This window comes from Vibrio sp. M260121 (assembly GCF_036533715.1).
GTDB lineage: Bacteria > Pseudomonadota > Gammaproteobacteria > Enterobacterales > Vibrionaceae > Vibrio.
Genome location: NZ_JATABF010000001.1, coordinates 137,655 through 151,920 on the forward strand (window position 1 = coordinate 137,655; position 14,266 = coordinate 151,920).

Sequence of the window (14,266 nt, forward strand, 5' to 3'; positions counted from 1 at the left end):
TTGAACCTTTGCAAAGTATTACCGTTGCACTTGATGCAATGGGCGGGGATTTCGGTCCACGCGTAACAGTGCCTGCCGCCGTGCAGGCACTGTCTCATTTCCCAGAGCTAAAAGTGATTCTTATAGGTGATCAACCTCTGATCACGTCTCAATTATCTCAACTAGGTACCTCTACCAGTTCTCGCTTAAGCATTCTTCATAGCGAGAAAGTAATTTCTAATTCAGAAAAACCGTCCTTAGCACTACGTAATAGCCAAAATAGCTCCATGCGTATGGCCATTGATCTGGTCTCTGATAACGAAGCAGATGCGTGTGTGAGCGGTGGTAACACCGGAGCCTTGATGGCGCTCTCACGATTCATTCTTAAACTGCTTCCTGGTATTGAGCGTCCTGCTTTAGTTTCCGCATTACCCACCATTAGTGGCAAACGTACTTGGATGTTAGATCTTGGTGCGAATGTATCTTGCGATGCAGACAGCTTATTTCAATTTGCAGTGATGGGCAGTGCGTTAGCCGAGGAACACCTCGGTCATCCACCTCGTGTGGCGGTGCTGAATATTGGTGCTGAAGAAATTAAAGGAAACGATTTAGTCAAACGCTGTGCAGAAATGCTTTCTCAAACCGACGCAATTCATTTTGTGGGTTATATTGAAGGTAATCAAATTTTGCATGACGTTGCCGATGTCATTGTTTGTGATGGCTTTGTCGGTAACGTATGCTTAAAAGCCAGCGAGGGAACAGCGCAACTCTTTATCGAAAAACTAAAAACCAGCATGATGGCATCAACGATAAAGGGATGGATTGCTAGAAAACTGTTTTCTCGGCTATTTAATGAACTAAAAACACTGAACCCCGACCAGTATAACGGCGCAAGTTTGCTAGGATTGCGCGGCATTGTCATAAAAAGCCATGGAAGTGCGGATGTATCTGCGATTGTCAATGCACTTGGCGAGGCAGTACACGAGGTCAAACGACAAGTACCAAGCCGTATTAGCGATCGTTTGGAAGCGGTTTTACTCGAGAGGCATTATTAGTCTTCATGTATAGCAAAATTTTAGGTACTGGCAGCTACCTGCCATCTCAGGTGCGTACTAACGCAGACCTAGAGAAAATGGTAGATACAAGTGACGAGTGGATCGTAGCTCGTACTGGTATTAAAGAGCGTCGAATTGCAGCAGAAGATGAAACTGTTGCGGACATGGCATTCTACGCAGCTGAAAACGCTATCGATATGGCCGGCATTGATAAAAATGATATCGACCTAATTATCGTTGCTACTACTAGCAGTAGCCATACTTTCCCTTCATCTGCGTGTCAGGTGCAAGGAAAGCTTGGCATTAAAGGTTGTCCTGCATTCGACTTAGCCGCTGCTTGTTCAGGTTTTGTATACGCATTATCTGTTGCTGACCAACACATCAAATCTGGCATGTGCAAAAACGTGCTTGTGATTGGGGCAGACGCATTGTCGAAAACATGTGACCCAACGGATCGCTCAACTATCATCTTGTTTGGTGATGCTGCGGGTGCCGTTGTTCTTGGTGCAAGCGAAGAGCCTGGCATTATTTCTACGCACATATATTCAGACGGCCAGTTTGGTGATCTATTGAGCCTTCCTGTTCCTGAACGTGGTAAAGATGCAAATAAATGGCTTCATATGGCCGGTAACGAGGTATTCAAAGTAGCCGTTACTCAGCTATCAAGGCTGGTTAAAGACACGCTTGAAGCGAACGATATGCACAAGTCTGAACTAGACTGGTTGGTTCCGCACCAAGCGAACTACCGCATTATTTCAGCGACAGCGAAAAAGCTTTCGATGTCACTAGACCAAGTCGTGATCACACTTGATAAACACGGCAACACATCTGCAGCAACCGTGCCAACAGCACTGGATGAGGCGGTACGTGATGGTCGTATTAAACGTGGTCAAACTCTACTTCTTGAAGCGTTTGGCGGCGGATTCACTTGGGGTTCTACCCTGGTGAAATTCTAAGTTTCACAAGATTCAAAATTTAAGATGCGCTACGGTGCATCTTATTTCTTTTTACTTTGCTTAAAGGAAAACAACATGAGCAAGTTTGCTATCGTATTTCCAGGTCAAGGTTCACAAGCTGTAGGTATGCTTGCTGATCTAGGCGAACAATATGACGTAGTAAAACAAACATTTGCAGAAGCATCTGACGCACTAGGTTACGACCTATGGGCGCTTGTTCAAAATGGACCTGCAGAAGATCTAAACCAAACTTTCCGTACTCAACCGGCTTTGCTAGCGTCATCTGTTGCTATCTGGCGTGTATGGCAAGAGCTTGGTCTTGAGCAACCAGCAAACCTAGCGGGTCACAGCCTAGGTGAGTACTCAGCGCTTGTGTGTGCTGGCGTGATTGACTTTAAAGAAGCAATCAAACTGGTTGAGCTACGTGGTCAACTGATGCAAGAAGCGGTACCTGCGGGTACTGGTGCAATGTACGCGATCATCGGTCTAGATGACGAAGCAATTGCAAAAGCTTGTGAAGAAGCAGCACAAGGTGAAGTCGTTTCTCCAGTAAACTTCAACTCACCTGGTCAAGTTGTTATCGCAGGTAGTAAAGACGCGGTAGAACGTGCTGGTGCACTATGTAAAGAAGCAGGTGCTAAACGTGCACTTCCTCTTCCTGTTTCAGTGCCTTCACACTGCGCACTAATGAAGCCAGCAGCAGAGAAACTAGCCGTTGCGCTAGAGTCTATCGAATTCAATACACCACAACTTCCTGTTATCAACAACGTTGATGTGGCTGCTGAAGTTGATCCGGCAAAAATCAAAGACGCATTGGTTCGTCAACTTCATAGCCCAGTTCGTTGGACTGAGAGCGTGCAGTTAATGAGCGAACAAGGCGTAGAAAATCTTCTTGAGCTTGGCCCTGGCAAAGTACTGACAGGTCTGACTAAACGTATCGTGAAAACACTAAGCGCAGCAGCAGTTAACGACGTAGCGTCGCTAGAAGCCGCTAAGTAATCTGTTCACGATAAGAAAAGGAAAACACAACATGATGAATCTAGAAGGTAAAATCGCTCTAGTGACAGGCGCGAGCCGTGGCATTGGTCGTGCGATTGCTGAACTTCTTGTTGAGCGCGGTGCAACGGTAATCGGTACTGCAACTTCAGAAGGTGGCGCAGCGGCTATCAGCGAATACCTAGGTGAAAATGGTAAAGGTCTAGCACTTAACGTAACTGACGTTGAGTCTATCGAAGCAACCCTAAAAACCATCAACGATGAGTTTGGTGCAATCGATATTCTAGTAAACAACGCTGGTATCACACGCGATAACCTACTAATGCGTATGAAAGATGACGAGTGGAACGACATCATCAACACAAACCTAACGCCAATCTACCGCATGTCTAAAGCGGTTCTACGCGGCATGATGAAAAAACGCGCTGGTCGCATCATCAACGTAGGTTCTGTTGTTGGTACTATGGGTAACGCTGGTCAAACTAACTACGCAGCAGCGAAAGCAGGCGTTATCGGTTTCACTAAATCGATGGCTCGTGAAGTCGCTTCTCGTGGCGTAACGGTTAACACAGTGGCTCCTGGTTTCATCGAAACTGACATGACTAAGGCGCTAAATGATGACCAACGTGCAGCAACGTTGTCGAACGTGCCGGCAGGTCGTCTAGGTGACCCACGTGAAATTGCATCAGCAGTTGTATTCCTAGCTTCACCTGAGGCTGCTTACATTACTGGTGAAACTTTGCATGTAAATGGTGGCATGTACATGGTTTAATGCACAGTTCGTGCAAAATAAGCTGTTTTACTTTGTGAAAAATAGCCTATAGTTGCTGTTAACTGTCATTAAGTTGTCATGCTCATGCGCAAGATTTGTGCATGATTTAAGTCAAAAATGTATTGAAATTCGGTTAAATTCGCTAATTTTGTGGTTTGACCAGCAAGGACCCCCTTGCAACTTTCAATAGTTCGAATAAACTACGGAATCATCGCATTAGGCGAAATCTGTAAAGGAAAAGAAAAATGAGCAACATCGAAGAACGCGTAAAGAAAATCATTGTTGAACAGCTAGGTGTAGACGAAGCAGAAGTTAAAAACGAAGCTTCATTCGTTGACGATCTAGGTGCTGATTCTCTAGACACTGTAGAGCTAGTAATGGCTCTAGAAGAGGAATTCGACACTGAGATTCCTGACGAAGAAGCTGAGAAAATCACTACTGTTCAAGCTGCAATCGACTACGTAAACAGCGCTCAGTAATTATCTCTCCCAGGCGGTCTCCTAGACCGCCTGTGTTCTTTCTAACTTCTTCTATCCTCTCATAGAAACATTCAATTCCCGGAGAATTATATCGTGTCCAAGCGTCGTGTAGTTGTCACAGGCATGGGTATGTTGTCACCGGTAGGCAACACAGTAGAATCATCTTGGAAAGCCCTGCTAGAAGGTCAAAGCGGTATCGTGAACATCGAACATTTCGATGCAACGAACTTCTCGACTCGTTTTGCTGGTCTTGTGAAAGATTTTGATTGCACAGAGTACATGTCTAAGAAAGATGCTCGTAAAATGGATTTATTCATCCAATACGGCATTGCAGCGGGTATCCAAGCACTGGATGACTCTGGCTTAGAAATTACCGAAGAAAACGCAGCTCGAGTTGGTGTAGCAATCGGCTCAGGCATCGGCGGTCTAGACCTAATCGAAACAGGCCATACAGCGCTTGTTGAAAAAGGTCCTCGCAAAGTTAGCCCATTTTTTGTTCCTTCGACCATCGTAAACATGGTTGCAGGTAACCTATCTATCATGCGTGGTCTTCGTGGTCCAAACATCGCGATCTCTACGGCATGTACTACAGGTCTACACAACATCGGCCACGCAGCGCGTATGATTGCATACGGTGATGCTGAGGCGATGGTTGCTGGTGGTTCAGAGAAAGCATCTACACCACTAGGTATGGCTGGTTTCGGTGCAGCAAAAGCACTTTCAACTCGTAACGATGAGCCTCAAAAAGCGTCTCGTCCATGGGATAAGGGCCGTGATGGCTTTGTTCTTGGTGACGGTGCGGGCATGATGGTTCTTGAAGAGTACGAGCACGCAAAAGCACGTGGCGCTAAGATTTACGCAGAGCTAGTTGGCTTTGGTATGTCTGGTGACGCTTACCACATGACTTCTCCAAGTGAAGATGGTTCAGGTGGCGCTCTAGCAATGGAAGCGGCAATGCGTGATGCAAACATCACTGGTACTCAAGTTGGTTACGTGAACGCTCACGGTACATCGACACCTGCTGGTGATGTGGCTGAGATCAAGGGTGTTAAACGTGCTCTTGGTGAAGAAGGCTCTAAGCAAGTATTAGTATCTTCAACTAAATCTATGACTGGTCACCTTCTAGGTGCTGCTGGCTCAGTTGAAGCGATCATCACAGTTCTTTCTTTGGTAGACCAAATCGTTCCACCAACGATCAACCTAGATGATCCAGAAGAAGGTCTAGATATCGATCTTGTTCCGCATACAGCGCGCAAAGTTGATATGGAATACGCAATCTGTAACTCGTTCGGCTTCGGCGGTACAAACGGTTCGCTAGTATTCAAAAAATTCGCTGAGTAAAAATCTCTAACACTGTTTTAGAGAAGCGATACTTGTATTCTGACGGCTCGATGCTTAGCATTGAGCCGTTTTGTTTTATATGTCGATCGGAAAGCAAAGGTATCTGAATGTTCTGGGTCAATGGATTGCCACAAACACACATTTCGCTTGGCGACCGCTCGTTTCAATATGGCGATGGCTGTTTCACCACTATAAAAACTAAGAAGGGTGAATTAGAGCACTGGCAAGCGCATGTTGAGCGAATGGAAGCGTGCCTAAAAACGTTACACATCCCACTCCCCGATTGGAGCCAGGTGTTCGATTGGGCAATGAAAGCGGTCTTGAATGATGAGCTTGCCGGAATCAAAATTCATATCAGTCGCGGCACTGGAGGGCGAGGGTATAGTCCTAGCGGCATTGAAGGGCCCGTCGTGACTATTTCGAATTTTGCATTTCCTTCGCATTACTCTTCATGGCAAGAAAATGGCGTGCCGTTAGGGGTTTGCAGAACCCGTCTTGGCATTCAACCGCTTCTGGCTGGCCACAAGCACAATAACCGTATCGAACAGGTTCTCGCAAAAGCGGAAATTGAAGGCTCGGAATTTACCGATGCTGTGACGTTAAATGTGCAAAATCATGTCATTGAAACTACAATGGCAAACCTTTTTTGGGTTAAAGATAAAAAGATATACACACCCGATTTGAGTTTGTCTGGTGTGGCTGGCGTAATGCGCCGTAAGGTATTGGAATTTCTCCAAAACAATGGCTACCCAGTGCAGGTAGCCAAGTTCGCACTGGCTGATTTGCTTGATGCAGGAGAAGTGTGGATGTGTAACTCATTATTGGGTGTCGCGCCGGTTTGCGGTATTTCAACACCAGATAACAAGATTGAATTTCCAATTGGAAAATTGACACGACGACTTCAAGGGAATCTAAATTCGTGATTAAAAAACTGTTTGCTTTTGTTGTACTGATTGCCGTTATTGGTGCAGCTGGTGTTTTTTACGTTGTTTCACAGACTAAGCAATACGTTAACTCGCCAATTCTAATAGAGCAGCCACAACTGTTTACCGTTGAAAATGGTACTAGCTTTCACCGTGTCATGCGTGATTTGGTGAAAGACAATATTATTGAAGCCTCTGATTACACTCGCTTAATGCCTCACCTTTACCCAGAGCTTCTTCAAGTGCGAGCAGGCACTTACCAACTTGAGCCGAATGTTTCATTATACGAGACGCTAGAGCAACTAAACACAGGTAAAGAACATCAGTTTGCGATTACTTTTGTTGAAGGTAGCCGTTTCTCTGAGTGGGTTGAACAGCTAAGTGTTGCGCCTTATGTAAAACATGACTTAACTGGACTGTCTGAAAAAGAGATGGCAGAAAAGCTAGGTATTGAACGTGACAAGCTTGAAGGTTTATTCCTTGCGGAGACTTACCATTACACTGCTGGCGCAAGTGAAAGTCAGATCTTAGAGCGTGCACACAGCAAGCTAAACAAGATCCTGGATGAACAATGGGAAGGACGTCAGGACAAGTTACCACTGAAAGATAAATACGAAGCGCTGATCCTTGCTTCTATTATTGAGAAAGAAACGGCAATTGATGCTGAGCGTGAACGTGTCGCATCAGTCTTTGTTAACCGTCTCAATAAACGTATGCGTCTGCAAACGGATCCGACCGTTATTTACGGTATGGGGGATGCGTACGATGGTAATATTCGTAAAAAAGATTTGCGTACACCAACGCCATACAACACATACACAATCAATGGTTTGCCGCCAACGCCTATCGCTATGGCAGGTGAAGCGTCGATTGAAGCTGCTTTAAACCCAGAAAACAGCAACTATCTATATTTTGTAGCAAGTGGAAAGGGCGGACACGTGTTTTCGAAATCCCTTGCTGAGCACAACCGTGCTGTACGTGCCTATTTAAGAGAACTAAGAAAGAACAAATGATGAAAGCAAACTTTATTGTCGTTGAGGGCCTAGAAGGCGCGGGTAAAAGCACTGCGATTAAGACTGTTTTAGACACACTTAAGGCCGCGGGTATCGAAAATATCGTCAATACACGTGAGCCGGGTGGTACGCCACTCGCAGAGAAAATGCGTGCGCTAGTCAAAGAAGAGCACGAAGGCGAAGACCTGAAAGACATGACAGAGCTGCTTTTGCTCTACGCCGCACGTGTTCAGTTAGTTGAGAACGTGATTAAACCAGCACTAGCGAACAACCAATGGGTAGTGGGTGACCGTCATGATTTGTCCTCTCAAGCTTACCAAGGTGGTGGCCGCCAGATCGATGCATCACTGATGAAGAACCTGCGCGATACAACGCTAGGTGAGTTTAAGCCTGCTTTCACATTGTACATGGATATCGATCCGCGTGTTGGTCTTGAGCGTGCACGTGGCCGTGGTGAACTAGACCGCATCGAAAAAATGGACATCAGCTTCTTTGAGCGTACCCGTGAGCGTTACTTGGAGCTTGCGAACGCAGATGACTCTATCGTAATTATCAACGCAGAACAGTCGATTGAAGACGTGGCACAAGATATCAAAGCTGCGCTCAATGAATGGCTAGCAGCACAGTAAGCAGAGTGTGGATTGAGGTAATTCATGTTAAATGACTTTCCATGGTTACAACCCGTTTGGGATAACCTCAAAGTAAGTTTGGATTCCGAAAGAGTTCCAGGGGCCTTGCTGCTGCAAAGTGCGCAAGGATTAGCCGTTGAGAGGTTGGTCGAACTCTTTAGTCATTCGCTTTTGTGCCAAAACTACACCAGTGAAGCGTGTGGTTTTTGCCACAGCTGTCAGCTAACGCAATCAAACAGCCACCCTGACTTACACTGGATCACACCAGAGAAGGAAGGGAAATCCATTACCGTTGACCAGATTCGAACATGCAATCGTCTTGCGCATGAATCGTCTCAGCTAAATGGCTATCGTGTGTTTATCATTGAACCTGCGGATGCGATGAACGAATCAGCGTCGAACGCGTTACTCAAAACACTCGAAGAACCTGGGCAGAAGTGCTTGTTCTTGCTCGTCACGCATAACCAAGAAAGATTACTCCCAACCATCCAAAGCCGCTGTCAGCAGTGGGTGGTGACGCCACCTTCGACAGAACAAGCGACGAGTTGGATGAGCGAGCAGGGTTCTTTGAAAGTGCCAGCTTACGCACTTAAGCTGAACATGGGCTCCCCAATCAACACACTAGAAGCAGTAAAAAATGGCGAGCTTGATGCCTACCAGGCATTTGAGCGCAGTTTGATTGAGGCTTTGTCTTCTCCTGTTTCTGATGTGTTCCAATGTGCGTCTTTGATGGCCAAGAACCCAGATAAAGCGTTGGATTGGGCTTGGTACTTATTAACTGATGCACAGAAAGCGCAATTTGGTGTGGCTGAGGCAGACCAGTTGCCAGGGGCTGACAAGTTTCAACCGTACAACTACAACGGTTTATACTCAGCAGCACAAAAATTACTCGAGTTAAAGGCTCAAATGCAAACCTTTCCAGGCTTGAACCTTGAGCTACTATCAATGAATTGGTTAATTGAATCACGAGAGGCATTATGTTCGTAGATTCTCACTGTCATTTAGACAAATTGAATTACGATGATCTTCACATCAATGTCGAAGACGTTATTAACAAAGCAAAACAAGCGAACGTAACAGAGCTTTTATCTGTAGGCGTTACGCTGGATTCCTTCCCTAAAATGTTGGAACTGATCACGCCGTATGAAAATGTCTACGCGTCTTGTGGTGTCCATCCTCTCGATGTAGAAAGTGACTTCTCGATGGAGGTGTTACGCCAGCATGCTTCTCACAATAAAGTCGTTGCGATTGGTGAGACAGGCCTAGACTACCATTACAAGCCAGAGATAGCAGCGCTACAACAAAAGCGTTTTGAACAACAAGTCGACTTAGCGGTAGAGTTGAACAAACCACTTATCATCCATACCCGCAATGCGCGCGAAGATACATTAGAAATTCTACGCAATGGCGGTGCAGAAAAATGTGGTGGCGTGATCCACTGCTTTACTGAAGATCTAGCTTTTGCAGAGGCGGCGCTTGATTTAGGTTTCTACATCTCGATTTCGGGTATTGTGACCTTCCGTCAAGCAACAGAATTGAAGGAAGTTGTAAAAGCTTTGCCCCTTGAAAAGTTGCTTATAGAGACTGATTCACCATATCTTGCGCCTGTTCCGCACCGCGGAAAAGAGAACCAACCAGCCTTTGTAGTGGAAGTTGCGGCTTACATTGCACAGCTAAAAGGGTGTTCATTATCTGAAGTCGGGCAAAAAACCACCGAAAACTTCCGAAATCTTTTTTTGCGATGAAAAATCAAGAAACGGTTTAAAAAGGGGCGAAAGCCCCTTTTTTGTTTAGAAATGCGCCAAAAAGATCATTTAGTTTAATGTTTACTAAATTTGTTGATTTAAGCGCATTCAAATTCATCAAATGTAATTTTGTTACTAAAAATAACATCGATCTTTATTTTATTTACGCCTTAAAATTAATTATGTAGATAATAAAATCTTTATAAAACAGTAATATAAGTTTAATGCAAACCTTTTCATTGGCTGTTTTTCGGTGTGATCCAAGACTTGTTTTGAAACTAAATTTCGTAACTGTGTGGAAAGTTTGAGGGCCATCAATATATATTTAGAGCCGGAAAATATAATGCCTCGTGTGGTTACATTTTCATTGGGTGCTAACATTTAGGCTACGGGGGTGTGCCGTTAGTGCCCAAATAATACTTATAATTTATCAGGAGCATAAACATGTTTAAGAACCTTTTTGCAAACCTGCAAAAAGTTGGTAAAGCTCTGATGCTACCAGTATCAGTGTTGCCAGTCGCAGGTATCCTACTAGGTGTTGGTGCTGCCCACCTAAGCTTCATTCCAGAGGTTGTATCTAACCTAATGGAACAAGCTGGTGGTTCAGTATTCGGCCAAATGGCACTTCTATTTGCTGTTGGTGTAGCACTTGGCTTCACAAACAATGACGGTGTAGCTGGTCTTGCTGCAATCGTTGGTTACGGCATCATGACAGCAACGCTTGGCGTTATGGCTGGCATCATGGGCGTTGAGAAAATCGATACAGGTGTACTAGGTGGTATCCTTGTCGGTGGTGTTGCTGCTTGGGCATTCAACCGTTTCTTCAAAATCCAACTTCCAGAGTACCTTGGCTTCTTCGCTGGTAAGCGTGCTGTGCCAATCATCACTGGTTTCGCTGCGATCATCCTAGGTGTTGTACTATCTATCGTATGGCCACCAATCGGCGGTGCAATCTCTGCATTCTCTGACTGGGCTGCGCACCAAAACCCACAACTTGCGTTCGGTATCTACGGCGTAGTTGAGCGTTCTCTAATCCCATTCGGTCTACACCACGTATGGAACGTGCCATTCTTCTTCGAAGCAGGTACTTGTGTGAACGCTGCTGGTGAAACTCAAAACGGCGTACTAACTTGTTACCTAGTTGCAGATGATGCTTCTCGCGCTGCTGGTAATGGCTTCGGTCAGCTAGCGGGTGGTTACATGTTCAAGATGTTCGGTCTACCAGCTGCAGCAATCGCTATTGCTCACTGTGCTAAACCAGAAAACCGCGCGAAAGTAATGGGTATCATGGCGTCAGCTGCTCTGACTTCATTCCTAACAGGTATTACTGAGCCAATCGAATTCTCATTCCTATTCGTTGCTCCAGTACTATACGGTATCCACGCTCTACTAGCTGGTTCTGCATACGTTGTTGCTAACACGCTAGGCTTCGTACACGGTACATCATTCTCACACGGTCTGATCGACTTCCTAGTTCTATCTGGCCACGCTCAGAAGATGGGTCTGATGGTAGCTGTTGGTCTAGTTTACGCAGTAATCTACTACGTAGTATTCCGCACAGTAATCACTGCTCTTGACCTTAAAACTCCAGGTCGTGAAGACGAATCTGAAGAAGCTGTTGCAACTTCTGGTTCTGACATGGCAGGTGAGCTTGTTGCAGCATTCGGCGGCAAAGCAAACATCACTGGTCTAGATGCATGTATCACTCGTCTACGTGTAGCAGTAGCTGACACAGCTGCAGTTGACCAAGACAAACTAAAACAACTAGGCGCTGCTGGTGTTGTAGTTGTAGCAGGTGGTGTTCAGGCTATCTTCGGTACTAAGTCTGACAACCTGAAAACTGAAATGGATGAGTGGATTCGTAACCACGGCTAATCTCAGTCATTCATAAGAAAAAGGGGGCTTCGGCCTCCTTTTTGCTTTCTGTATCTTTCCCCTCATACCTCTCCAGTATTTATTCTTCTCTAATCTCTTTCTCACTAACACTTACTTTTGGGGTTTTAGTCGTGATCTCACGCTCACCCTTACACTTGTTGCTTTTTTCGTACGTCATTCTTACTCATTACTGACACAACAAAATGACATCATGTTTGAATTATGCACGCTGTTTTTTAAGTGGGGGAAGGCTGTGAAAAAGCGAATTTTATTGGCGGCAACAATGCTGCCGAGTGCCGTAATAGCGGCGGACGGAGCAAAGAATTTTTCTGTTGGTATGGCGGTAGATCAAGAGCTCAGCGTTGTCGTTGAAATTGATGACAAGTATCGCGGTATTATTGGTAACGATGGTATGGCGTTTGATTACATAGCGAAGCGCGGCACATTTGATCAAAGCATGCCATTAACTTGGTATGTTGGTGTTGGTGGCTGGTACGAGTGGGATGATGAATTCGGTGTTCGTGTCCCACTAGGTTTAAATTGGGATCTATCAAAAGGCTGGGATCTGTACGCGCAAATCCATCCTGAAGTGGACTTCTACAAAGGGCCTGATCTGCAAATCGGTGGGGCGCTTGGTATCAAGTACAATTTCTAATAGATACAAAAATGCCGGCACTGAGCCGGCATTTTGTTTTTGAGCCTTAATTTCGCTGGCAGTTAGCTTTACTGCTGTTTATTCATTGCTCGTTTGATGCATACCGCAGCGCCACCCCAAGTGATGCCAAGTCCGATAACCATCATGATGATTGCACTTGTAGTCATTATGCTTTCTCCTTGCTCGCTACGTTAATCAATACGCCAAACACAAACAGTGCGGCAATCATTACCCAACCTAGAGTCAGGTCGTAGCCACCGTAACCTTCTGTTAGAAGTGCGTACAGTTTGGTTGCCAAGATAATTGCTAACATGATTGGTGTGACAAAGCGTAAACAGATTTCGAACCATTGACCAACAGAGAAGTCAGAGCGCTCGTTTACGTAGTTACGAACTTCAGGTACTTGTTTCAACAACCAAGCCATCAGAATGATTTCTACTAGGCCGCCAACCATAATACCAACGTTGTTTGCGAAGTGGTCGACAAGGTCCAGCAGAAGCAATCCGCCGTTGGTCGCGAATGCCATTGAGACCACAAAACCCGTACCAATCACAACATTCGCAGCTTTCTTACGGCTCCACTTCAGCTTGTCGATAACCGCTGACGTTACTGCTTCCATGATTGAGATGTGCGAGCTTAAACCAGCCACAACCAAAGCAAAGAAGAATAGGGGACCAAGAATGTATGGTGCTGGTAGCAAGTTAATTGCCGCAGGTAACGTAACAAATGCTAAACCTACACCCGCTGATACAACCTCAGTCAGAGGTTTGCCTTGTTCTTGAGCCATGTAGCCCAACACAGAGAAAATCATGATGCCTGATAGAATCGAGAAACCACAGTTGATCAATACCGTCATGAAGGCGTTATTGGTGATGTCTGATTTTTCTGGCAGATAGCTTGAGTAAGCCAGCATGATGGCAAAGCCGATACTCAACGTGAAGAAGATCTGACCGTAAGCGGCTGCCCATACCTTCACATCCCAGATTTTGCTGAAGTCAGGTTCGAACATATAGTTCACACCGTCTAGTGCGCCGGGAAGGAAGATCATACGGCCAATCAAGAAGATCACCATAAAGAATAAGATAGGCATCATGATCTTAGAGGCGCGCTCGATCCCTGATTTGACGCCACTCACAATCGCTGTGTAGGTAATGGCCCAAGCAATGAGCATAGACACTGCGATCTTCCATTGAATGCTGCCTAAATCCGTTGGAGAGTTATCACCAAGCTTTAGGTATTCACTGAAGAAGAAAGCGTTGGTATCTGAACCCCAACTTTGGGTAAATGACATACCAAAGTAAGAAATTGCCCAACCAATCACGGCTACGTAGTAAACGGCGATAACAGCGGCGACACCCACTTGGAACCAGCCAAGCCACTCAAACTTGGAATGAATTTTGGCTAGTGTTTTTGGTGCAGAACCACGGTATTTTTGACCCATGCTGAACTCAAGGATCATAAAAGGAATACCAGCAGTGATCATGGCAAAAAGGTAAGGAATGAAAAAGGCACCACCGCCATTTTCGTAGGCCATGTATGGGAAACGCCAGATGTTACCCAAACCGATGGCTGAACCGACTGCGGCTAAGATGAATCCCGCACGGGATCCCCATTGTTCTCGCTTCATATTTGACTCCTGTACAACTCCCTAAGGAATGAAGCTCTTCTCGGCAACGTGCAACACCAGTAGAGCAAAGAGCAACTGTTATCCGTCAGTTTTCTGCTCGATGTTCGGTATTGTTATAAAATTCTGGTGTTTTGCTTTGTGTTACCTGACAAGAAATAGAATTAAATGCTTTAAATTTTGATGTGTGTTTGCAAAAGCTGAAATATTCTTCTGCTTTCTGT

General features: G+C 45.3%; 15 protein-coding genes. 13 read left to right on the top strand and 2 right to left on the bottom strand.

The window, feature by feature from the left end:
- Nucleotides 1-8 precede the first annotated feature (8 nt).
- From plsX to QTO06_RS00720, 13 genes are all read left to right on the top strand, one after another.
- Complete coding sequence (gene plsX / locus QTO06_RS00660) at nt 9-1,034, top strand: phosphate acyltransferase PlsX (RefSeq protein ID WP_331406512.1); 1,026 nt, start codon at nt 9-11, stop codon at nt 1,032-1,034.
- Between the two features lie 5 nt (nt 1,035-1,039).
- Nucleotides 1,040-1,990, top strand: coding sequence for a beta-ketoacyl-ACP synthase III (locus tag QTO06_RS00665; protein ID WP_331406514.1), 951 nt, complete (start codon nt 1,040-1,042; stop codon nt 1,988-1,990).
- Between the two features lie 75 nt (nt 1,991-2,065).
- Nucleotides 2,066-2,989, top strand: a complete 924-nt coding sequence (fabD, locus tag QTO06_RS00670) for an ACP S-malonyltransferase (protein ID WP_331406515.1) — start codon at nt 2,066-2,068, stop codon at nt 2,987-2,989.
- A 34-nt stretch (nt 2,990-3,023) separates the two neighbouring features.
- Entirely contained in the window at nt 3,024-3,758 is a 735-nt protein-coding gene (gene fabG / locus QTO06_RS00675) for a 3-oxoacyl-ACP reductase FabG (protein ID WP_005444803.1), read from the top strand.
- A gap of 245 nt (nt 3,759-4,003) precedes the next feature.
- Nucleotides 4,004-4,237, top strand: a complete 234-nt coding sequence (gene acpP / locus QTO06_RS00680; RefSeq protein ID WP_004406112.1) for an acyl carrier protein — start codon at nt 4,004-4,006, stop codon at nt 4,235-4,237.
- 93 nt (nt 4,238-4,330) lie between these two features.
- Nucleotides 4,331-5,578, top strand: a complete 1,248-nt coding sequence (gene fabF, locus QTO06_RS00685) for a beta-ketoacyl-ACP synthase II (protein ID WP_009707027.1) — start codon at nt 4,331-4,333, stop codon at nt 5,576-5,578.
- 107 nt (nt 5,579-5,685) lie between these two features.
- On the top strand, nt 5,686-6,501 hold the full coding sequence (gene pabC, locus QTO06_RS00690; protein ID WP_331406516.1) for an aminodeoxychorismate lyase: 816 nt from the start codon (nt 5,686-5,688) through the stop codon (nt 6,499-6,501).
- Nucleotides 6,498-7,514, top strand: a complete 1,017-nt coding sequence (gene mltG, locus QTO06_RS00695; RefSeq protein ID WP_010645673.1) for an endolytic transglycosylase MltG — start codon at nt 6,498-6,500, stop codon at nt 7,512-7,514. Before pabC ends, mltG begins: the two co-directional genes overlap by 4 nt.
- The gene (gene tmk, locus QTO06_RS00700) at nt 7,511-8,143 is read left to right on the top strand and encodes a dTMP kinase (RefSeq protein WP_331406517.1); all 633 of its coding nucleotides are present in this window, start codon (nt 7,511-7,513) and stop codon (nt 8,141-8,143) included. Before mltG ends, tmk begins: the two co-directional genes overlap by 4 nt.
- A 24-nt stretch (nt 8,144-8,167) precedes the next feature.
- Complete coding sequence (locus QTO06_RS00705; RefSeq protein ID WP_331406518.1) at nt 8,168-9,130, top strand: DNA polymerase III subunit delta'; 963 nt, start codon at nt 8,168-8,170, stop codon at nt 9,128-9,130.
- Nucleotides 9,121-9,888: a TatD family hydrolase gene (locus QTO06_RS00710; RefSeq protein WP_331406519.1), complete on the top strand. Its 768-nt coding sequence runs from the start codon at nt 9,121-9,123 to the stop codon at nt 9,886-9,888. Before QTO06_RS00705 ends, QTO06_RS00710 begins: the two co-directional genes overlap by 10 nt.
- Before the next feature lie 444 nt (nt 9,889-10,332).
- Nucleotides 10,333-11,763, top strand: coding sequence for a PTS glucose transporter subunit IIBC (gene ptsG / locus QTO06_RS00715; protein ID WP_005439576.1), 1,431 nt, complete (start codon nt 10,333-10,335; stop codon nt 11,761-11,763).
- Nucleotides 11,764-12,016: 253 nt separating this feature from the next.
- Nucleotides 12,017-12,418: a hypothetical protein gene (locus tag QTO06_RS00720; protein WP_039842224.1), complete on the top strand. Its 402-nt coding sequence runs from the start codon at nt 12,017-12,019 to the stop codon at nt 12,416-12,418.
- A 68-nt stretch (nt 12,419-12,486) separates the two neighbouring features.
- On the opposite strand, the gene QTO06_RS00725 is transcribed toward QTO06_RS00720, so the two are convergent.
- Together QTO06_RS00725 and QTO06_RS00730 are read right to left on the bottom strand one after the other, a co-directional pair.
- Nucleotides 12,487-12,585 carry a MetS family NSS transporter small subunit gene (locus QTO06_RS00725; RefSeq protein ID WP_005536518.1) on the bottom strand — a complete coding sequence of 33 codons (99 nt, stop codon included), beginning with the start codon at nt 12,583-12,585 and terminating at the stop codon, nt 12,487-12,489.
- Nucleotides 12,585-14,045, bottom strand: coding sequence for a sodium-dependent transporter (locus tag QTO06_RS00730; RefSeq protein WP_331406521.1), 1,461 nt, complete (start codon nt 14,043-14,045; stop codon nt 12,585-12,587). Before QTO06_RS00730 ends, QTO06_RS00725 begins: the two co-directional genes overlap by 1 nt.
- Nucleotides 14,046-14,266 lie beyond the last annotated feature (221 nt).